Source organism: Mycolicibacterium sp. CBM1 (genome assembly GCF_054073305.1).
The window spans coordinates 80048-100399 of the sequence record NZ_JBSXPP010000020.1 but is presented as its reverse complement, the minus strand read 5'-3'; the positions used below and the strand labels follow the sequence as shown (position 1 = coordinate 100399).

Below are 20352 nucleotides of genomic sequence, written 5' to 3'. Positions count from 1 at the left end.
ACTAGGGCGTGTCTAACAAATGTGGCAGCCAGAGGGTGATGGCTCGTAGAACGGCGCCGCCGCGGTAGACGAGGGCGAGTTTGTCATAGCGGGTGGCCAGTCCGCGCCATTGCTTAGTGGTGTTGAAGCCACGCTCAATCACGTTGCGGCTCTTGTAGTCCGCGGCGTCGAAAGCCGGCGGTCGTCCGCCGCGTGAACCTCTACGTTCGCGGTGGGCGATCTGATCGGAGGGTTGGGGAATCACCGCGGTGATCCCACGCCGGCGCAGCTCAGCACGAATAGCCCGGCTGGAATAGGCCTTATCGGCGCGCACGCGACTCGGCCGGGTGCGGGGTCGCCCCCGGCCAGGCCGATCCACACGCAGATGGGCCAGCAAATGCTCAAAAACGGGGGCGTCGTTGGCCTGACCCGGCGAGACCAGCACCACCAGCGGCCGTCCGCCACCATCGACAAGGTGATGAATCTTGCTGGTCAAGCCACCCCGAGAACGGCCAATCCCGTGGTCAGGCGGCTCGATGCCCGGATTCGTGTAATTCGACCCAGCCCCCTGTGTCACGCGTGACGTTCGTGGCATGTTGATGCGCACGAGCGATCGTGGAATCCACCGCCACCGCCCAATCGATGACCCCCGCCTGCTCAGCAGTAGCCAGCAACCGAGCCAACACCGCATCCCAGGTGCCATCAGCACTCATCCGCCGATGCCAACACCAGATCGTCTGCCACGGCCCGAACACCTCGGGCACATCACGCCAGGCAATCCCACACCGGTACCGGTAGATGATCCCCTCCACCATTTGGCGGGCATCCCGAAAAGGCCTGCCCTTCTTACCCGTACGCACCGGCAACAGCCCGGCGATCAACTCCCACTGCGAATCGGAAAGCAACTGGAAACGGGACATGCCCTAAGCCTCAAGCACAAAACCCGAAACATTTGTTAGACACGCCCTAGATCCACCGCCCGACCCACCAGTTGTTCGCGGTATTCGGCATTGACCTCCGCCGACCAGTCGGCGTAGGCCCGGGTGAGCACTACCGTCCCGAACGACGACGCGAAGTCGAGGATCGCGCCGACGTCGACCCGCGCCCGGGCCAGCCGCTCGGCCTCCAACCCCTTTGCCTTGTCGCGCTGAAAAGAGTTGCGGCCGTTCACTTGGTCGTAGCGGGAGATGACAATGTTGTCGAAGTCGAGGTACACCGCGACACGGGCAGCACCGGGTTCGGTCATGTGCCCGAGTCTTGTCCATGTTGTGACGCGGCGCGCATCTTTGCCCGAACGCGGCGGCGCGTCGAGGCGTCTATGCTTCGAGGGCCCGGCGGATCGCCGGAGTTCCGGCAGCAGTGGCCGACCTCGCAATTTCTTACGGAGTGACTAGGTGAGCTTCAGTCGTCGTGCCCGTGGCGCCTACCTCGGTGTCGTTTTGGCGGTGCTCGCCGTCCTTGGCGGTGTCGTCATCTCCACGGCGCCGCGCTGCCCGGAGCAGTGCACCACCGAGGCCGCTGCACGCAACCCCCAGCCGGCGCCGTCCAAGGATCCGGCGCAGGTCACCGTGACGCCCATCGACGGGGCAGACGACGTCGATCCGCTGACCGGCATCACAGCCGTCGCCCAGAGCGGCCTGCTGACCCATGTCACGCTCGTCAACGACGCCGGCAAGTCTGTGCCCGGCGTCGTCACCCCGGACTTCAAGACATGGAAGCCGACCGTTCCGCTGGGCTACGGGCGGACCTACACCCTGACGGTGGAGGCTCGCGGCCCCGGCGGCGTTGCGTCCACGGTCGAGTCGACGTTCCAGACCCTGGTCCCCAGCGACCAGACCGAGGTATACCTGACCGCCCCGGGCGGGCAGCCGCTCGACGGCGCGACACTTGGCATCGGTGCCGTCGTCGTCGCCCACTTCGACGAGCCGATCGCCGATCGGGCCGCCGCGGAGCGTCGCCTGTCGGTCACCACCAACCCGCCGGTGCGGGGATCCTGGTACTGGGTGGACGATCAAAATGCGCACTGGCGGCCGGAAAAGTACTACACCCCAGGCACTTCGGTGAGCGTGCGCGCCAACATCTACGGTGTGCCACTGGGTGAGGGCCTGTACGGCGAAGAGGACTCGACCGCGTCGTTCACCATCGGTGACTCGCACGTCTCGGTCGCCGATGACACCACCAAGCAGGTCAGTGTCTTCGACAACGGCAAGCTGGTGCGCACCATGCCGACCTCCATGGGTATGGGCGGCACCGAGACCATCGACGGGCAGACCCTGTCGTTCTGGACTCCGCCGGGCGTCTACACCGTGATGGACAAGGCCAACCCCGTGATCATGGACTCGTCGACCTACGGGCTGCCGATCAACTCCCGGCTGGGCTACCGCGAAACCATCCCGTACGCCACCCGCATCAGCACCGACGGCATCTATCTCCATCAGCTCAACGCGACCGTGTGGGCGCAGGGCAACACCGACACCTCGCACGGCTGCCTGAACCTCAGCGGTGAGAACGCCGCCTGGTTCTACGACTTCTCCGTTCCCGGTGACGTCGTCGAGGTCCGCAACACCGGTGGCCCGCCGCTCAAAGTGACGCAGAACGGCGACTGGACCCTGTCGTGGAGCGACTGGCTCAAGGGCAGTGCACTGCGGTGAGGGTGTCGTCGCATCATTGCGTCGATCTTCGGCAGCGCCCGGTCCGTTGCGGCTCGTCGTCGATGGACTTGTGTGCCCCGACATGCGCAGATGGGGTTTCCAGCGCGGCTCGGACGATGTTAGATCGCTAATGGGCGAGTCTTTGCTGGCCCCGGTTGTTCGCTCAATCGGCAATGGGTGATGTCACCTCTGCGCGGCGTCTATGATTCAGGCGTCAATGGTGACGCCGACAGTTCATCGTCGACCAGTTCTGGAGTGATTTTCGGTGGCTTTTTCCCGTCCGGCCCGCACAGCAGGCCTGGTGGTGGCGGTGCTACTCCTGGGGGTGCTGGTCAGCGACGTCGCTGGTCTGCCCGGGTGCCAGGGCGGTTGTAAGACGGCTACGGCCACGGCAGCCGCCCCGCTGCCGCCGTCGCCGCCGATGCCGCCGCTGCTGGGTGTCGCGCCAGCCGACGGCGCGTCGGACCTCAGCCCGCTGAGCCGGGTCGAGGCGCGAGTTGTGGACGGCAGTCTGACCGCGGTGTCGTTGGTCGACGACTATGGCAACACCGTTGCCGGGGCGTTGTCGCCGGACCGGACGTCGTGGCAGCCGACCGAGCAGCTGAAGTACGGGCGCACTTACACCATGCGGGTCGCCAGTCAGGGCTCGGGTGGATTGCCGTTGGCGCGGACCACCACGTTTGAAACGGCGTCGCCAGAGAACCTGACGGAGGTCTATCTGGAGACCCCCGGCGGCCTGCCGATCCACGACGACATCCGCTACGGCGTCGGCACCATCATCTCGGCCAGGTTCGACGAGTCGATCACCGACAAGGCCGCCGCCGAGCGCAATCTGGTGGTGACTACGAACCCACCGGTCACCGGAGCCTGGTACTGGGTCGATGATCGGACCGCGCACTGGCGCCCGGAGAAGTACTACTCGCCCGGGACGACGGTGAGCGTGGCGGCCAACATCTTTGGTGTTCGCCTCGGTGAGGGGCTGTATGGCGACGAGAACGCCAACGCCACCTTCACCATCGGTGACGCGCACATCTCCATCGCCGACGACAGGACCAAAACGGTCAGCGTGTTCGACAACGGCAAGCTGGTTCGCGCGATGCCGACCTCGATGGGGATGGGCGGCTACGAGACCATTGCGGGACGGCAGTTCTCGTTCTGGACGCCACCAGGGGTGTACACGGTGATCGACAAGGCCGAGTCCGTCACGATGGACTCGTCGACCTACGGGCTGCCGGTAGCGTCGTCGATGGGCTACAAACTGAAGATCCCCTACGCCACACGGATCAGCACCGACGGAATCTACTTGCACCAGCTCAACGCGACGGTGTGGGCGCAGGGCAGGACCAACACCTCCCACGGGTGCCTGAACCTCAACGGCGAGAACGCCGCATGGTTCTACGATTTCTCCCAGCCGGGAGACGTCGTCGAGGTGCGTAATACCGGCGGGCCACGTCTGGAGATCTGGCAGAACGGCGACTGGAGCCTGCCGTGGGGCGACTGGCTCAGAGGGAGCGCGCTGACACCGAAGCCGTAGGTCAAGCTCCAGGCGCTGGGCTGGTTCGATCGACGCCGGCTGTCCTCACCGGGTGATTGGAACCCGCACGATTTGCTGAAACTTTCCTGGATGTCAATATCCGCCGGTCACGGTTGTGAATCAGTTCACATCTCCTCGTTGCGTTTGGCGATGCCCGTGACCAGTATCGATTGTGATTTGACCAGTTAGTTTCCGCAGAAGCGCAACGCATTTTCCAGCGATCCCCTAATCCCCTAATGGGGGTTGCTGGACTATCCCTGCACCGTAGGCATCGGGTAGGGGACCGCGCCCCGTTTCGGGGGCCGGGGGTGCTCCATAGCGTGATCAGTAATCACCGGACGACCCGGAGATCGAGCGTTCCGAGAACCCGAGAACCTAGGAAGGACTCCTGATGGACTCCCTGCTGCAATTCATCCTTGATCTGTTCAATAACGAGTCCGCGGCGCAGAACTTCGTGGCGGACCCGAACGCGGCCCTGGCCAACGCCGGCCTGGCTGGCGTCAGCCCCGAGCAGATTCAGTCGGTCGCTGCGTCGGCGGTGCCGGGTCTCGAACTGCTCGGTGGCGATCCGGTGTCCGGACTGGCGCAGGCCGTGTCCAATCAGTACGGCTTCGCCCCCGTGGAAAGCATTGTGCCGACGGCGTTCTCGGACTCCGGTGTGGCGGCGAACGTGATCAGCGACCAAGCCCTCGGCCTCGGCGTCGATGGAGGCTCCGCCATTGCTGCCGGCCTGGCCAATGGCATCGGAGTCGGACTGGGCGAGAGTCTCGGCGCCGGGCTCGGCGCCTCCCTTGGCGGTGGAGCCGAATTGGCGGGGCAAACCGGCGTCGGTCTGGGCACCGGTTTGGGCGGTGGATTTGGCGTCGGTGGTGGTGCTGAGGTTGGTGGCGGGTTCGAGGTTGGGCTCGGTGGCGAGGTTGGTGCCGGTGGTGCGTTGGGCGGTCAGAGCGGGGTTGGTCTGGGCACTGGTTTTGGTGGTGGTGCTGAGGTTGGCGGCGGGTTCAATGCGGGTCTTGGTGCGGAGCTGGGTGGTAATGCCGGTGCCGGTCTAGGGACTGGTTTTGGTGGTGGCGTCGGTGGTGGTGCTGAGGTTGGTGGTGGGTTCGAGGTTGGGCTCGGTGGCGAGGTTGGTGCCGGTGGTGCGTTGGGTGGTCAGAGCGGGGTTGGTCTGGGCACTGGTTTTGGTGGTGGTGCTGAGGTTGGCGGCGGGTTCAATGCGGGTCTTGGTGCGGAGCTGGGTGGTAATGCTGGTGCCGGTCTAGGGACTGGTTTTGGTGGTGGCGTCGGTGGTGGTGCTGAGGTTGGTGGTGGGTTCGAGGTTGGGCTCGGTGGCGAGGTTGGTGCCGGTGGTGCGTTGGACGGTCAGAGCGGGGTTGGTCTGGGCACTGGTTTTGGTGGTGGTGCTGAGGTTGGCGGCGGGTTCAATGCGGGCCTGGGTGCGGAGCTGGGTGGTAATGCTGGTGCCGGTCTAGGGACTGGTTTTGGTGGTGGCGTCGGTGGTGGTGCTGAGGTTGGCGGCGGGTTCAATGCGGGCCTGGGTGCCGAGCTGGGCGGTAACGCCGGCGCGGGTCTGGGGGCTGGTGCCGGTCTGGGCGGCGGCGCTGCTGTCGAGGGTGGCGCTGAACTCGGTGGCGGCTTCAACGCCGGACTCGGCGCCGCGGGCGGTGCAGGGGCTGCGACTGCTGCCGGGGTTCACTTCGGTGGTGCCGCCGGCGCGGCTGCCCACAGTGGATTCGGTGCGCAGGGCGGGCCCCAGTTCGGCAGCCAATTCGGTGGCGGAGCTCAGCTGAGCGACCGGGCCCGGATCGCCGACTCGGCCGAACTCGACACCGACCGGCGTGCAACTGCCAATGGTGCGGTAAGCGCCGGCAGCGCAGGCGCTTCGGCCGTCCCGAGCGGAGTGAGCGCCCAGGAGAACGCGAACTTCACCAGCACGGCGAATGCCGGCCTGAGTAGCCCGGTCGGTGCTGTCGGCATCGGCAGCCAGACCGCCGCGGCGGGCGGGGGTGCGATCGGTCTCGGTGGCGGCGGACTGACCGCAGCGGGCAACACGGCGATGACGAGTGCGACAGCTGTCGGACTGAGCAGCCCGCTGGGTGGGGCGGCGCTGAGCGCGCAGACCGCGGCGAGTACCAATGCGGCTTTGACTGCACAGACCGCGGCGAGCAGCAATGCGGCGCTGAGCGCACAGACCGCGGCGAGCAACACTGCCGCCGTGAGCTTCCTGCACGACGACGGTGCTGCGCTCGGCGGCCACACGAACATCGGTGGGTCCTTCGGCGGGCAAACCAGCGCTGCGGTTGCTTCCCCGGTCGCAGACGCGACTCTGGGCGCCCACACCAACATCAGTGCAGGTGCAGGTGCAGGTGCAGGTGCAGGTGTTAGCACGTCAGGTGCAGGCGCCAACTTCCTCAACAACGACGCCGCCGCTCTGGGTGTCCACAGTGGCGTTCAGGCGGCCAGTGCCACCACTGGTGCAGTGTCCGTCGGCCATGCCGCCGCGGACGGAAACACCGGTTTCCAGAGCGGTTTCGGTAGCCAGGGCGACATCATTGGCCACGACACCGCGGCACTCGCTGGGCACACCACCATCAACACGGGCGCAAGCGGCACGGTGGCCACCACGCCCGAGCACAGTTCGACGACGACCAGCCCGACGCATAGCGGTGTCATCAACACCGGCGCCAGCGCCACCGCCAGTGGTGACGTCAGCACCGGTTCGCATGGAAGCTCGGTGATCACCGGCATGCAAGGCAGCGGAACCGCCGGGTCGGCGACGTCGGTGGGCGCCACCACCCACACGCCGGCGACAGTCGAGCAGCACTCGACCGTCGATTCGTCGACGCACGCGGCGGCGACGGTGACGCCCGATCACTCGGCCGACGACTCCTCGGCCCATGCGGCCACGGGCTACTCGAGCCACTCGGTGTTCGACTCCAGCAGCGATGCGTCCGCCTCGCACGCTCAGGCGAGCACCGATCTCTCGTCGCACAACCAGGTGGATCACCACATGGGCTTCTGAGTCACGAAGACCCGACACAGATCGGCGGGGACCGTATGGTCCCCGCCGACGTGTCTGTGAGACAGGGCGTTTCGTCGCTACGGGATCCGATGCGGCACGTCGGCGATCAGCCCACCGTCCATGACGAGCTCCGCGCCGGTGGTGAACGACGACTCGTCACTGGCCAGGAACACCACGAACGTCGAGACCTCCGGCGGTTCGCCGATGCGGCCCAGGGGAGCCGCAACCAGATCATCGGGCATGTGGGCGGTCATCGGCGTCCTGATCATGCCCGGATGCAGCGAGTTGACCCGAATGTTGTTGGGCGCCAACTCCAAAGCTGCCGACTTGGTCAGCCCTCGGATCGCCCATTTGGAGGCGACGTAACCGTGGTTGCCGGGAGTGCCCCGCATCGCCTGGATCGAGGACATGTTGATGATGGATCCGCCTCCGGCGGACGTCATCGGATCGATCACTGACTGGATCCCGAGCAGGGCGCCGGTGAGGTTGACATCGATAACCCGTTGCCAGCGTTCCCGCTCCAGGTTGCGTAGCGTGCGTCGATAGACGATTCCGGCGTTGTTCACCAAGACGGTCAGGCTGCCGAACTCGGTCACCGCCAGACTGACCGCGGCCGACCAGTCCCCGGGCTCGGTGACATCGAGATGGGCGTACCGCGCGGCATCACCGAGTTCAGCGGCCACAGCGGCGCCCTCGTCGTCGAGGACGTCGCCGAGCACCACCCGCGCCCCTTCGGCGACGAGCATCCGGGCGTGCGAGGCTCCCATGCCCCGAGCGGCACCGCTGATCAGCGCAACTTTGCCGGCAAGGCGTCCCATGGGCCGCACGGTACCGGCCGACAGCACGCCGTGCACCACCACGTCGGGCGAGGCGAACACGTAGGTGAACAACAGCATGGCAACCGTCCCGCCGCCGAGCAGCAGCACCCAGAGCTCGTCGGGTATCTCCGACGAGGGCGACCGTGTCCGACCAGCGGTGCCGTTGGCCGCAAGAGCCAAATCACAAACCACCTGCATCCGGGGTCGGTCGACGGACGCGGCCCACGAGGGGTAAACCAACGGGTGCAGGAACCAAACGGTAGCCCGCGCGGTGGATGGGTGTAGCGGCGGAACCGAACGGGAATGCCCTTCCCCATCAATTATTCAGGAGGCTTACATGCTGCACGGCGTCGTGCTCGCTGCTAGCGACAACATCGAGGCGGCCGGGTTCATCCTGCGCGGCATCAAGGGAATCTTCGTCGCCATCGGCAGCATCATCGCGGCGATCGTCTGCGCCGTCATCGCGGGGATGAAGGGTCGTAACCCGTTCGGCTGGGGAATTCTCGGCCTGTTCTTCAGCATCCTGACGCTGATCGTGGTGATCGTGATACCGAGTAAGAAGTCCTAAGCGGGGGGCTCAGGCGCGGAACCCATCCAATACGGCTCGGACCCCGACATCCCAGCGGCGATTCACCGAGTCCGCCGTGGTGCCTAGCCAGCGTCCGGCTTCCTGAACGGCCAAACCCTGTGCGAGCGCGAGCAATACGTGCGCGATGTCGACCGGGTCACCACGAAGCAAGCCGGCCGACACGCACCGCTGCACCTTGCCCACCAGCACCTCGCGGACCGTGGGTGCGGCCGCCAGCTCATCGGGGTCGGGGTCGAGGTCCCGGAAAGGACGGCTGAACATCACCCGTGCCAGTGCCGGGTAGCTCAGGCAGAAATCACGGAAGACCGGGATCAATGCCCGCACGTCGCCCAGTTGGTCCTCGGTGTCGGGCAGTGCGGTGAGTTCACGACCCAGCCGCCGGAATCCCTCGAAAAACACTGCCCGCAGAAGCCCGTCCTTGTCCGAGAACAGCTCATAGACCGCGGGCACCGAGGTACCGGCACGTTCTGCCACCCGTCGGGTGGTGAACCCGGACATACCGTCCTGGCACAGCGTGCTCACCGCCACGTCGACCACCCGGTCGCGCAGCTCGGGAGTGCGCTGCTTGACCCTGGCCACGGACTAGGACAGCCCGAACTCGGAGGCGATGTCGTCGATGCCCGTACGCATCGCATCCAGGGTGGCCTGACGTGCGCGCAGTTTGCTGGCCAGATGTGCCCCGGCGCTGAGCGCAGTGAAGTCCCTGGCGGCCTCCAGGGCGCGGGAGAACACCAGATCGTTCATGACGATCTCGTCGACCCAGCCGCCTGCCAGCGCGGTCTCGCCCAGGAACGTATGTGCCAGCCCCACTGCCTGCTGGTAGGCCGATGGGGTGAGCCGCAGCCGCATCACTTCCAGCGCCGGGTACGGCAGCACCATGCCGATGGCCACCTCATTCGCCTGAAAGTTGTTGGTCGGACCGGTAATTCGGTGATCGACGCTGCATGCCAGGAATGAACCCATGGCGATCGCGTGGCCGGTGATGGCCGCGACGACGGGCTTGGGGAATGACAGCAGCCGATGGGACAGGTTGAAACCGGCCTGCAGCATATCGATGGACGCCTGGATATCACCTGAGCGGAACACTTTGAGGTCGAAGCCGCCGCTGAACACCCGGTGATTGCCCGCGATCACCACCGCGCCGGCCTCGTCGGCCTCGGCGCGGTCCAGGGCACTGTTGATCTCGGCAAGCATGCCGGGGCCGAGGACGTTGACCTTGCCATCGTCCATGGTGATGACGGCGATGGCGTCATCTTTGCGGTAACTGACCGGCCCGCTCATGGGTGCTCCTTTTTCGCAGCGGCTACTTTCGTATCGACGTTACGTAACAAAGTTCCGATTGTGAAGTGGCCAGATGTGGCAACACGCGAACGGTCGAGATGCCGCAGACGGCGGCACACTGCTGGAAGGCCGTGACAGTCAGGTACCCATCAGCGTGCGCCACTGATCCAGGTTGGACGCCTTGTAGACGTAGTTCGTGCGTTTGACTTCCGACAGGTGAGCGCTGGGCTGGATCGAATACCAGTGTCCGGGAAACACGGTCGGGTCGCCGGACAGCGCCGCCAGCTGCTGCAGACTGCGGAACATCTCGTCGACATCACCGCCGGGGAAGTCGGTGCGCCCGCAGCCGTCGAGGAACAGGGTGTCGCCGGCGACCAGGCGTCCGTCGAGCAGGAAGCACTGGCTGCCCGGGGTGTGGCCGGGGGTGTGCAGCAACTCGATCTCGATCGACCCGACGGCTACCTTGTCGCCGTGCTCGTGGGCGGTCAGGTCGCTCATCGGGATATCGGTAACCCGCGACACCCACGGCGCTTCGTGGGTGTTGACGTGGACGGGCACCTCGACCCGCTCGAGCAGCTCGGCCAGACCCTTGAGGGTGTAGCCCATCATGGTGCCGCCGACATGATCGGGATGGTGGTGGGTGACCAGCACGCCGGACAACCGCATGCCGTCGGCCTCGAGTGCGTCGAGCAGATCGCCGGCGGCGTAGGCCGGGTCCACGACGACCGCCTCGCCGGTTTCCCGGTCACCGATCAGGTAGGCGAAGTTGCGCATCTGCTGGGCCATGATGTCCCCGGCGGCGAAGTCCCGGCCGGAGAGCAGCTGGCGGAAATACAGGCGGTCACTCGATGACATGGTCCAACAGTAAGGTGTGACGCTCGGTGAGCAGGTCGAAGACCAGCGGTTTGGCTCAGTCCCGCGGCAGGCTGTACCCTCTTTAAGGCCCACGGTGCGAGCGCTTCACGCTGCGGGTCAGGCCCCCTTAGCTCAGTCGGTAGAGCGTTTCCATGGTAAGGAAAAGGTCAACGGTTCGATTCCGTTAGGGGGCTCGGTGGACACTTCGGACCTCTTGGCCGACAACTGGGCCCGAGTTCCGCACGGTGGCTATCGGGGCGGTGTAGCTCAGCTGGTTAGAGCGCACGACTCATAATCGTGAGGTCGGGAGATCGAGCCTCCCCACCGCTACAGGCAGATACAAACGAGATCGTGAAAGAAGGCAACGAACGTGGCCTCCAGTACTGACGTACGGCCGAAGATCACTTTGGCCTGCGAGGTGTGCAAGCACCGCAACTACATCACCAAGAAGAACCGTCGCAACGACCCCGACCGACTCGAGATCAAGAAGTTCTGTCCGAACTGCGGCCATCACCAGCCGCACAAAGAGTCGCGCTGATCTCAGCCGATCGTCGCTTCGACGTTCGTCTAGAAGTGCTGAGGTTGACTAGATAGGTTCTAGCCTGTGGCTTTGTCCGAAGGTTTGGTCGGGACTCATTACCGTTATCCCGACTATTACTTGGTCGAGCGGGAAAAGATCCGCGAGCATGCCACGGCAGTCAAGAACGAGGATCTGTCCTTCTTCTCCGATGCGGCGGCTGCCGAACTCGGCTATGACGCTGTCCTGGCGCCCCTGACCTTCATTAGCATCTTCAGCTACGCCGCGCAGACGGCGTTCTTCGCCGACTCCAACATCGGCATCACTGACAGGCAGATCGTGCAGGTCGACCAGGTGTTGAAGTTTCTCAAGCCCATCAAGGCCGGCGACAAGATCTTTTGTGACGTCTACGTGCATGCCGTCAGGCAGGCACACGGCACCGACATCATTGTCACGAAGAACGTCATCAGCAACCAGGATGGCGACGTAGTACAGGAGACCTACACGACGCTGGCCGGGCGTAGTGAAGAAGACGGAGAGAGTGGCTTCAACGATGGCATTGCGTGAGTTCAGTTCGGTCAAGGTGGGCGAGGAACTGCCCGAACGGGTGATCACCTTGACCCGCGCGGACCTGGTCAACTACGCCGGTGTTTCCGGTGACCTCAACCCCATCCACTGGGACGACGAGATCGCCAAGCAGGTCGGCCTGGACACCGCGATCGCCCACGGCATGCTCACCATGGGTCTCGGCGGCGGTTACCTCACCTCGTGGATCGGTGATCCTGGAGCGGTGACCGAATACAACGTGCGCTTCACCGCCATCGTGCCGGTTCCCAATGACGGCGTCGGGGCCGAGATCGTCTTCAGCGGCAGGGTGAAGTCGGCTGAACCCGAGACGAAGACCGTGACGATCGCTCTGACCGCCACCACCGGAGGGAAGAAGATCTTCGGGCGCGCCGTGGCGATTGCGAAGTTGGCGTAACGATGGCGCTCAAGACTGATATCCGGGGCATGGTCTGGGAGTATCCGGACGCCTTTGTGGTGGGTCGTGAACAGATCCGCCAGTACGCCAACTCGGTCAAGGCTCACGACCCGGCCAGCGTCGACACGGAAGCGGCGGCCGCCATGGGATACGACGGCCTGGTCGCGCCGTTGACCTTCGTCTCGATCATCGCGGTCATGACTCAACGGCACTTCTTCCAGCACGTCGACGTGGGCTTCGAGACCATGCAGATCGTCCAGGTGGATCAGAAGTTCCAGTACCTTCGGCCGATCGTCGAGGGCGATACGGTTCGCGCCACGATGTACATCGACTCTGTCAACGAGCGGTTCGGGGCGGACATTGTGACCTCCCGCAACGTGCTCACCGACGAGAAGACTGGCGAGCCCGTGTTGGTCGCCTACACCACGCTGATGGGCCACGAGGGCGACAACTCGATCTCGGCAGGTTGGGACCCCGAAACCGGTCAGGTGCTGCGCAAGCCGGTCCGTCACGACGACTAACGGCGGATTAACACCTGCTCGGCGCGTCGTTGTACACTCGGACCTCGGGGTTTTCCCACGTAAGCGCGCTGTCCGTCGGTTCGGGTTGACCGAGCGGGGAGCGCGCGAATCATGTGGGGGGACAACCCGCCGTGGAAGTGCAGAGGGGCGTAGCTCAACTGGCAGAGCAGCGGTCTCCAAAACCGCAGGTTGCAGGTTCAAGTCCTGTCGCCCCTGCTCAACTGAATAGGCAATGGTGGACACTGGGAGGTGGACACCGGGTTGGGGTACTCAGCCCACAGGACTCGACACGAAGGAGCATGCGGTGAGCGACGAGCGCGATAGTGCTGACGCCGCAGGCGACGTCAGCGAGGACGCCACCGGCGGGCAGACCGTCGTCGTGACCCGGCCCGCGCGTCCCACCGGCAAGCGGTCCCGTCGTGCCGGAGCCACTGCGTTGGCTGAGCCCGAGGAACTCGAATCGACCGCCGAGGAACTCGGCGTCGAGGAGAAGTCCGAGAAGAAGCGCAAGGCGAAGAAGAAGAAGACCCGTACCGGTCCGTCGCGCAACCCGATCGCGTTCGTGTGGAACTACCTCAAGCAGGTCGTCGCCGAACTGCGCAAGGTGATCTGGCCCAACCGCAAGCAGATGGTCAGCTACACCACCGTGGTGTTGCTGTTCCTGGCCTTCATGGTCGCGCTGATCGGTGGCGTGGATCTGGGGCTGGCCAAGCTGGTGCTGTGGGTGTTCGGCTAGCGAACGCTGACGTTTTAGAGAGGACTGACTACCGTGACAACCCCCGAAGGCGATACGCCCACGGGTGAGGCGATTGTCGACGTGATCGATGACGAAGCCGCATCTGCGGTGACATCGGAGACCGACACCGCCGAGCCTGAGCTCGAGGCTGCGCCTGACGCTGAGCCGACGGAAGCCGCCGGCGAGGCCGCCGAGGAGGAACTCGACCCGGCCGCCGCGCTCAAGGCTGAGCTGCGCAGCAAGCCGGGCGACTGGTACGTCATCCACTCGTACGCCGGCTACGAGAACAAGGTGAAGGCCAACCTCGAGACCCGCGTGCAGAACCTCGACGTGGGCGACTACATCTTCCAGGTCGAGGTGCCGACCGAAGAGGTCACCGAGATCAAGAACGGCCAGCGCAAGCAGGTCAACCGCAAGGTGTTGCCGGGCTACATCCTGGTACGCATGGAACTCACCGACGACTCCTGGGCCGCGGTCCGCAACACCCCCGGTGTGACCGGCTTCGTCGGCGCGACCTCGCGTCCCACGGCGCTGTCACTCAACGACGTGGTGAAGTTCCTGCTGCCGCAGGGTGCGGCGAAGAAGCCGGGCAAGGCCGCATCAACCGCTGCATCGGCATCCTCCTCCGAGGCCACGCTGGAGCGGCCGGAGATCCTGGTCGATTTCGAGGTCGGCGAATCGGTCACGGTCATGGACGGGCCGTTCGCGACGCTGCCCGCATCCATCAGCGAGGTCAACGCCGAGCAGCAGAAGCTCAAGGTGCTGGTGTCCATCTTCGGTCGCGAGACGCCCGTCGAACTGACCTTCAACCAGGTCGCCAAGATCTGATCGCTTCCGGCGATCACTAGAAAGGAAAGAACCCCGAATGGCCCCCAAGAAAAAGGTCGCCGGGCTGATCAAGCTGCAGATCCAGGCCGGGCAGGCCAACCCCGCCCCGCCGGTCGGCCCTGCGCTCGGCCAGCATGGCGTCAACATCATGGAGTTCTGCAAGGCGTACAACGCCGCGACGGAAAGCCAGCGCGGCAACGTCATCCCCGTGGAGATCACCGTCTACGAGGACCGCAGCTTCACCTTCGCGCTGAAGACTCCGCCAGCTGCCCGGCTGCTGCTCAAGGCTGCCGGCATCCAGAAGGGCTCGGCCGAGCCGCACAAGACCAAGGTGGCGAAGGTCAGCTGGGATCAGGTGCGCGAGATCGCCGAGACCAAGAAGGAAGATCTCAACGCCAACGACATCGACCAGGCTGCCAAGATCATCGCCGGCACCGCCCGGTCGATGGGCATCACTGTCGAATAAGTAAGTAGTTCGGCGCCGAATAGACAGCGTCGATCCGTGGCAGGGCTGGCATCGGCCCGTAGTGACCACGACTCCAACGAAACAGATTGGAATCTGCAATGAGCAAGACAAGCAAGGCATACCGCGAAGCCGCCGAGAAGGTGGACAAGAGCAAGCTGTACAGCCCGCTCGAGGCGGCCAAGCTCGCCAAGGAGACGTCGTCGAAGAAGCAGGATGCGACCGTCGAGGTGGCAATCCGCCTGGGCGTCGACCCGCGCAAGGCTGACCAGATGGTGCGTGGCACCGTCAACCTGCCCAACGGCACCGGCAAGACCGCACGCGTCGCGGTGTTCGCGGTGGGCGAGAAGGCCGAGCAGGCCAAGGAAGCCGGCGCCGACATCGTCGGTAGCGACGACCTGATCGAGGCGATCCAGGGCGGCATGCTCGACTTCGACGCCGCGATCGCCACTCCCGATCAGATGGCCAAGGTGGGACGCATCGCCCGCGTGCTGGGCCCGCGTGGTCTGATGCCGAACCCCAAGACCGGCACCGTCACCCCGGACGTGGCCAAGGCCGTCACCGATATCAAGGGCGGCAAGATCAACTTCCGTGTCGACAAGCAGGCCAACCTGCACTTCGTCATCGGTAAGGCCTCGTTCGACGAGAAGAAGCTCGTCGAGAACTACGGCGCCGCGCTCGACGAGGTGCTTCGGGCCAAGCCGTCGTCGTCGAAGGGCCGCTACCTGAAGAAGATCACCGTGTCGACGACCACGGGACCGGGCATCCCGGTCGACCCGGCCGTCATCCGGAACTTCACCGAAGAGGCATAACGCACTTCGCTCGAATGGCCACCTACTTCGGTAGGTGGCCATTCGTCGCTTCAGGAAGCGGTGGGGTCGAGGGGCACTCGGACGGTGACCAGCAGTGCCCGGTGATCGGAGCCGGGGACGGTGATGGTCCGCACCGAGGTGGCGGTGGCATTACGGGTCAGCACGTGGTCGATTGTGATCAACGGGGGATAGAACTCGTTTGATGGGAAGGTCGGGGAGAACCCCGCTCCCGTTTGTTGGACGGCGTCGCGGTATCCGCCGGTCAAGAGGTCCCGGAACTGCCGCATGTCCGGGGTGCTGTTGTAGTCACCACCGATGATGACCGCGGCAGGTCCAGCGATGCGGGCGAAGTTGTCCAATTGCACTTTGGCGCCGGCCATTCCGCCCCGCCACTCGCCGACGGTGTTGTTCTCGCCGGCGACTGGGGAGTAGACGTGGACGCTGGCGAGTAGCGGCTCGAACCGCAGTCCGGGCACCTGCACGCGGGCGGCGGGCATTTGCACCCCGCGGTGCCGGGGCACGGACAGCACGCTCAGCGGGTAACGGCTCCACATGCCGATGCCGCCGGCTTTGGGTGCGGGGAGCAGGTGTGAGTACGGGAAGGCTTTGTCTATACCCGCTTTGGTCAGGCGTAGCGCGGACTCGGGCGTCAGCTCGGCCACGGTGATGACGTCGGCGTTGTGCTCCGCAAGCGTGACGAGGAAGCCCGCGTCGGCGTGCCCGTGCCGCAGATTCGAAGAGAGCATCCGAATGTCCTTGTAAGCACCCATATTAAGCGGCTGGCCCAGGTAATACCACGAAAGCTGCACTGTCAGCGCGGCCGTCAGCACGGTGACGGCGACAACCGACAGGAGGACTCGGCGGCAGGTGACGGCGATGACCAGTCCAGCCAGGGCGGCCAGAAACACGTACGGCGACCCTACGGCCAAGATCAGCTCGGGAATGGTCGATATCGGCCGCGCGCGGGCGATGAGGGCTGCCGCGGTGAAGACCAGCACGGCGACGGCGAGAACCGACAGCAGGCTCAGGCGAGTCCGACGCTGCATGTGGTAGGCGCCCGCCCTTCGCCGATCGTGATGGTCGACGGCAGGCTGGCATTTGGGCCGGCGCCTGCCGGACACAGGCGCACGTCTCCCTGGGCGCCTGCGGATGTCGGCAGGCTATCAGCGGACGACGTTGTCCAGGGTTAGGTGCGGCTCAGTATGCGCCGCTGTGGCCGAGGACTGCGCGGACAGTCTTCACGGCGATCAGTAGGTCGGACACCATGGACCAGTTCTCCACATAGAACAGATCCAACCGGACCGAATCCTCCCAGGACAGGTCAGAACGGCCGCTGACTTGCCAGAGTCCAGTTATTCCCGGGCGGACCAGCAGGCGGCGCCTGGCGTAGTCATCGTAGGACTTCACCTCGTTGGCCAGCGGCGGGCGCGGCCCCACAACGCTCATGTCTCGCTTGAAGACGTTGATGAACTGTGGGATCTCGTCAAGACTGTACTTGCGGAGGAATCGGCCGACCGGTGTGACGCGGGGATCGGCGCGGATCTTGAACAGGATGCCGCCTTCGCATTCGTTCATATCCGCCAGCCCGTCGACCATCTTGTCCGCGCCATCGACCATCGTGCGGAACTTGATCATCTCGAACGCCTGACCGTCCATTCCGATCCGCTCTTGGCGGTAGAAGACAGGGCCCTTGCTGGTCAGCTTGATGGCGATAGCTATCGCGACCAGCACCGGAAGGCCGCAAAGAAGAACCAAGCCGGAGAAGACAACGTCGAACATCCGCTTCTGGAACCGTTTGGCGCCGTGGTACTGCGGCTTCTCGACGTGGATCAGTGGCAGGCCTGCGATCGGCCGCATTTGCAACCGGGGTCCCGCGACGTCGACGACGCCTGGGGAAACGAGCAGGTCGATATTGAGCTTTTCGAGGTCCCAGGACAGATCCCGGATCCCACGTCCGTCAAGCCGTTCGGTGGCGGTAATCGCGACGGCGTGGCTGTTGGTCGCGGTGACTGCGCCGACGACGTTCGATTCGTCCCCGAAGGTCGGTATTGCTCGGACACCGGGCACATCGAGCTTGGTGCCGCTGCGAGATCCGGGGATGCACGCGCCCACCACCTGATACTCCGACCACTGCTCGCGTGCCAGCGACTGCGTCAGGTCGCGGACCGCGGGTGCACTGCCGACGACGACGACGCGGGTGATGCAATGGCCATGTTTCTGCCTCGCGTGCACGACGACGCGCCGCGCCGCCCACCGGAACATCCCGAGGAGGATGATCCCGGCTGGGAGCGCGATGGTCAGATAGCCTCGGGCGATCTCGAGCTTGAACAGCATGGAGATGATCGCAATACCGCCGAACACCGCCAGGGTGCCCACCCAGACGCGGCGATATTCCTCAGCTCCTGAGCCGACGATCCGCGGTGAGCGAGAGTGATTGATCGATAGCGCCGCCATCCACGCGATGGCGATGGCGACGGACACCACCAGGTAGTTGGAGTACCTGACGCTGTAGTCGGTACCGGGGATAGCGCCGAAGCGCAGCCACTGGGCCAAGCCGACCGCCGACACGACAGCCAGCAGGTCGACAACGGCGAGCCGGTGTGAATATCGCAGCTGCCAGGATTGAACAGAATCCGGCGCCGAGCCGCCGCTGACTACTGGCGTTACCAGCGGATCGTTTACTGCAGTCATATCCCCCCCGAACGCCTGCCTCCCAGCAGAGACGTTATCGACCCGTGATGAGCATCTCATGGACGGCGGAGTCGCGCAAAGCGAATGGACGCCCTTAAAACCCCGACGGAGCTGTTCATTCTCGACCGCAAGGATCTCTATGTCTGGGTCGACGCACGACGGCAAAGTTGTATAACGGGCTGCAGAGCATCGGCGATCTGGGCGCCGACAATGGTGAAGAACTCCGGTGGCCCTCCGATGGGGTCGGGAATGTCTGGTAGGTCTCGTACGGGGACTCGGGGTCGAAGCACAGCCAGGTCAGCGATGGTGATCGGCTGATATTCCGAGGTCAGTCGGGCTGCTTCGGTGAGTGTGAAGGTCTTGTGCAGCTGCCGCGGCGCGAGCTCCAAAACGACGTCACGATGGGCGCGTGTCATGGTCAGGACGAGATCCGCCTCGCGTGCGATTCTCGTCGTGAGCTGGCGGGCGGCAAAGTTTGACGGATCGCCCCCAAGCGCCTTGAGCACTCCGGCCGCTTCGCGTTGAATCGGGTGGGAGACCACTGCGCGGGTACCCGCGCTGGACGCGGTGAAGCCAGAGATTCCGAGTCTTTCGGCTTGGGCGGCAGCCAGACGCTCGGCGATCGGCGATCGGCAGATATTTCCGGTGCAAACGAAAAGAACGTGCAGGACTATGCCACCTTCCTTACTGACTGGCCGCGCCCCGAGGTGATGTGCTGGTTCGCCCAATCCTAGGACTTCGACAGGCTTGCGGCGTTGACGTTGAACTGGGCCACGGTTGGTCGAGCCCCGTCATCGCCCTTTCCGGGCGGCACGCCTACGACGGGCGCCGGTGGCGAGTTCCCGAAGGTTCTGTTCATAGTCGGCGCAGACCTGCTCCCACGAGTAGTGCTCAGTTGCGCGCTTGACATTTGCCCGGCAAGCCTCATCCAAGTTCTCAGGGCTTGCCATCATCGCGAGAATGGTCGCGGCGATCTCGCTCGGGTCGGGCGTCACGAACTGACCTGCCGAACCGAGAACCTCACGGCTGTAGATAGTGTCGCGAGCAAGAATCGGTGCCCCAGCAGCCATTGCCTGTACCAGTGTCGGATTGGTTCCGCCAACAGTGTGGCCGTGAAAGTACACCCCGGCGTGTTGCCACAGCGCGAGAAGCAGCGAGTAGTCGCTGATATGCCCCAGCCACCGGACCGACGGATGATCGTCGGCGAGTTGCCGTGCCGCTGCGTCCCATCCGTCGGCGTAACCCGAGCTTCCCACGATGACCACGGGGTACTTGGAAGCGATCTCGGGAACCGCTGCAAAGAACTCGGGGATGCTGTTCTCGGGCACGAGTCTGCACACACTCAGTACGTAGCCGCGGTGCTCCAAGCCGTCCGGCACCGGCAGCGGAGGTGGCACCTCCGAGCCGTACGGAATGAACGCCCCGTCGAGTCCGAACTTTTGCTGCCAGTACGTTTCGATGGCGCGAGCGTCGTAAACCAGCCCGTCAGCCCACTTTGCGGTGCATCCCGCGCCGGCGCGGAACACGAGTTTCGCGAGGGGGTTCCACTTGGCGCGTTCCCATTCGATGCCATCGACATTGACCAGTGTGGGGATTCCACGGGCTTTGAGGAACGGCAGGAAATACCCGTTGCCCACGTTGAACACAAGGGCCACGTCATGGCCGCGGATCGCGGCGTCGAGGCTCGAGGTGAGTCCATACGACAGTGTGCTCAAGCTCTTGGTCTCGAAGCCGCGGGTCAATCTTGTGGAGATCCTGGTGTCCAGGTCCGGATCGTCAAGCCGTGTGGCGCCATGGCGGCAATACACAGTGACGTCCCAGCCCTTGTCGGCTAGGTAGGGGGCGAGTTTGCGGACTGCCGTCTCAAATCCGCCGTAATAACTCGGATAACCGCGTGTTCCGATCACAGCTACTGATGGCACCACTTCTCCAATCTGTTGGGCCCCCGTCGTGGTGTGCAGCGATTACACCATAGGCGCGGTCTTGGCGGCGCCTCCGTTGGATTCACGACTCCCACGCTTCGTGGTTGCACAACAACGCCATTCGGTTGATCGCGGATCGTCAGGCCTAATC

Annotated in this window: 21 protein-coding genes, 3 tRNA genes and 1 pseudogene; 15 read left to right on the top strand and 10 right to left on the bottom strand. The window is 64.6% G+C overall.

Features of this window, described 5'->3' with window-relative positions; all coding sequences use genetic code 11:
* Position 1 precedes the first annotated feature (1 nt).
* Positions 2 to 899 (bottom strand): IS5 family transposase gene (locus ACXDF8_RS22980; protein WP_457225575.1). Its coding sequence is split into 2 segments (ribosomal slippage): positions 2 to 560 and positions 559 to 899, totalling 900 coding nucleotides; the frame shifts between segments, so codons are not numbered across the junction.
* Positions 900 to 946: 47 nt separating this feature from the next.
* Positions 947 to 1225: pseudogene (locus ACXDF8_RS22975) on the bottom strand (NYN domain-containing protein); the annotation flags it as partial.
* Positions 1226 to 1373: 148 nt separating this feature from the next.
* Here ACXDF8_RS22975 and ACXDF8_RS22970 point away from each other — a divergent pair.
* From ACXDF8_RS22970 to ACXDF8_RS22960, 3 genes are all read left to right on the top strand, one after another.
* On the top strand, positions 1374 to 2630 hold the full coding sequence (locus ACXDF8_RS22970; protein ID WP_457225574.1) for a L,D-transpeptidase: 1257 nt from the start codon (positions 1374 to 1376) through the stop codon (positions 2628 to 2630).
* Between the two features lie 265 nt (positions 2631 to 2895).
* Positions 2896 to 4164 carry a L,D-transpeptidase gene (locus ACXDF8_RS22965; RefSeq protein WP_457225573.1) on the top strand — a complete coding sequence of 423 codons (1269 nt, stop codon included), beginning with the start codon at positions 2896 to 2898 and terminating at the stop codon, positions 4162 to 4164.
* A gap of 391 nt (positions 4165 to 4555) precedes the next feature.
* Positions 4556 to 7186, top strand: a complete 2631-nt coding sequence (locus tag ACXDF8_RS22960) for an IniB N-terminal domain-containing protein (RefSeq protein ID WP_457225572.1) — start codon at positions 4556 to 4558, stop codon at positions 7184 to 7186.
* Between the two features lie 77 nt (positions 7187 to 7263).
* On the opposite strand, the gene ACXDF8_RS22955 is transcribed toward ACXDF8_RS22960, so the two are convergent.
* Positions 7264 to 8004, bottom strand: coding sequence for a glucose 1-dehydrogenase (locus ACXDF8_RS22955; RefSeq protein WP_457225583.1), 741 nt, complete (start codon positions 8002 to 8004; stop codon positions 7264 to 7266).
* 337 nt (positions 8005 to 8341) lie between these two features.
* On the opposite strand from ACXDF8_RS22955, the gene ACXDF8_RS22950 reads away from it, so the two are divergent.
* Entirely contained in the window at positions 8342 to 8572 is a 231-nt protein-coding gene (locus ACXDF8_RS22950) for a deoxyribodipyrimidine photolyase (protein ID WP_457225571.1), read from the top strand.
* A 9-nt stretch (positions 8573 to 8581) separates the two neighbouring features.
* Here ACXDF8_RS22950 and ACXDF8_RS22945 read toward each other — a convergent pair whose 3' ends face one another.
* The 3 genes from ACXDF8_RS22945 to ACXDF8_RS22935 all read right to left on the bottom strand — a co-directional run bounded on the left by ACXDF8_RS22945 (position 8582) and on the right by ACXDF8_RS22935 (position 10729).
* Positions 8582 to 9172, bottom strand: a complete 591-nt coding sequence (locus ACXDF8_RS22945; RefSeq protein WP_457225570.1) for a TetR/AcrR family transcriptional regulator — start codon at positions 9170 to 9172, stop codon at positions 8582 to 8584.
* A gap of 3 nt (positions 9173 to 9175) precedes the next feature.
* Complete coding sequence (locus ACXDF8_RS22940; protein ID WP_457225569.1) at positions 9176 to 9874, bottom strand: crotonase/enoyl-CoA hydratase family protein; 699 nt, start codon at positions 9872 to 9874, stop codon at positions 9176 to 9178.
* A gap of 138 nt (positions 9875 to 10012) precedes the next feature.
* Positions 10013 to 10729 (bottom strand): MBL fold metallo-hydrolase, encoded by a 717-nt coding sequence (locus tag ACXDF8_RS22935; protein WP_457225568.1) that lies wholly within the window; start codon positions 10727 to 10729, stop codon positions 10013 to 10015.
* A 121-nt stretch (positions 10730 to 10850) separates the two neighbouring features.
* On the opposite strand from ACXDF8_RS22935, the gene ACXDF8_RS22930 reads away from it, so the two are divergent.
* The 11 genes from ACXDF8_RS22930 to rplA all read left to right on the top strand — a co-directional run bounded on the left by ACXDF8_RS22930 (position 10851) and on the right by rplA (position 15588).
* Positions 10851 to 10923: transfer RNA gene (locus ACXDF8_RS22930), tRNA-Thr, on the top strand.
* 62 nt (positions 10924 to 10985) lie between these two features.
* Positions 10986 to 11059, top strand: a tRNA-Met gene (locus ACXDF8_RS22925).
* A gap of 40 nt (positions 11060 to 11099) precedes the next feature.
* Positions 11100 to 11267 (top strand): 50S ribosomal protein L33, encoded by a 168-nt coding sequence (rpmG, locus tag ACXDF8_RS22920; protein WP_023985310.1) that lies wholly within the window; start codon positions 11100 to 11102, stop codon positions 11265 to 11267.
* A gap of 66 nt (positions 11268 to 11333) precedes the next feature.
* Positions 11334 to 11813 carry a (3R)-hydroxyacyl-ACP dehydratase subunit HadA gene (hadA, locus tag ACXDF8_RS22915; protein WP_457225567.1) on the top strand — a complete coding sequence of 160 codons (480 nt, stop codon included), beginning with the start codon at positions 11334 to 11336 and terminating at the stop codon, positions 11811 to 11813.
* Positions 11800 to 12228: a (3R)-hydroxyacyl-ACP dehydratase subunit HadB gene (hadB, locus tag ACXDF8_RS22910; protein WP_457225582.1), complete on the top strand. Its 429-nt coding sequence runs from the start codon at positions 11800 to 11802 to the stop codon at positions 12226 to 12228. Before hadA ends, hadB begins: the two co-directional genes overlap by 14 nt.
* Positions 12229 to 12230: 2 nt before the next feature.
* On the top strand, positions 12231 to 12749 hold the full coding sequence (hadC, locus tag ACXDF8_RS22905) for a (3R)-hydroxyacyl-ACP dehydratase subunit HadC (protein ID WP_457225566.1): 519 nt from the start codon (positions 12231 to 12233) through the stop codon (positions 12747 to 12749).
* Between the two features lie 143 nt (positions 12750 to 12892).
* Positions 12893 to 12965 (top strand) — tRNA-Trp (locus ACXDF8_RS22900).
* An 88-nt stretch (positions 12966 to 13053) separates the two neighbouring features.
* Entirely contained in the window at positions 13054 to 13485 is a 432-nt protein-coding gene (secE, locus tag ACXDF8_RS22895; protein ID WP_457225565.1) for a preprotein translocase subunit SecE, read from the top strand.
* Between the two features lie 33 nt (positions 13486 to 13518).
* Positions 13519 to 14313 carry a transcription termination/antitermination protein NusG gene (nusG, locus tag ACXDF8_RS22890; RefSeq protein ID WP_457225564.1) on the top strand — a complete coding sequence of 265 codons (795 nt, stop codon included), beginning with the start codon at positions 13519 to 13521 and terminating at the stop codon, positions 14311 to 14313.
* Between the two features lie 37 nt (positions 14314 to 14350).
* Positions 14351 to 14779 (top strand): 50S ribosomal protein L11, encoded by a 429-nt coding sequence (gene rplK / locus ACXDF8_RS22885; RefSeq protein WP_457225563.1) that lies wholly within the window; start codon positions 14351 to 14353, stop codon positions 14777 to 14779.
* Positions 14780 to 14877: 98 nt separating this feature from the next.
* A complete protein-coding gene (gene rplA, locus ACXDF8_RS22880; protein ID WP_457225562.1) occupies positions 14878 to 15588 on the top strand; it encodes a 50S ribosomal protein L1 in 711 nt (236 codons plus the stop codon).
* A gap of 50 nt (positions 15589 to 15638) precedes the next feature.
* On the opposite strand, the gene ACXDF8_RS22875 is transcribed toward rplA, so the two are convergent.
* The 4 genes from ACXDF8_RS22875 to ACXDF8_RS22860 form a co-directional block, all read right to left on the bottom strand.
* On the bottom strand, positions 15639 to 16634 hold the full coding sequence (locus ACXDF8_RS22875) for an endonuclease/exonuclease/phosphatase family protein (RefSeq protein ID WP_457225561.1): 996 nt from the start codon (positions 16632 to 16634) through the stop codon (positions 15639 to 15641).
* Positions 16635 to 16785: 151 nt separating this feature from the next.
* Complete coding sequence (locus ACXDF8_RS22870) at positions 16786 to 18279, bottom strand: sugar transferase (RefSeq protein WP_457225581.1); 1494 nt, start codon at positions 18277 to 18279, stop codon at positions 16786 to 16788.
* Positions 18280 to 18416: 137 nt separating this feature from the next.
* Positions 18417 to 18947 carry an arsenate reductase/protein-tyrosine-phosphatase family protein gene (locus ACXDF8_RS22865; protein ID WP_457225580.1) on the bottom strand — a complete coding sequence of 177 codons (531 nt, stop codon included), beginning with the start codon at positions 18945 to 18947 and terminating at the stop codon, positions 18417 to 18419.
* A gap of 123 nt (positions 18948 to 19070) precedes the next feature.
* Positions 19071 to 20186 (bottom strand): DUF1972 domain-containing protein, encoded by a 1116-nt coding sequence (locus ACXDF8_RS22860; protein ID WP_457225560.1) that lies wholly within the window; start codon positions 20184 to 20186, stop codon positions 19071 to 19073.
* Positions 20187 to 20352 lie beyond the last annotated feature (166 nt).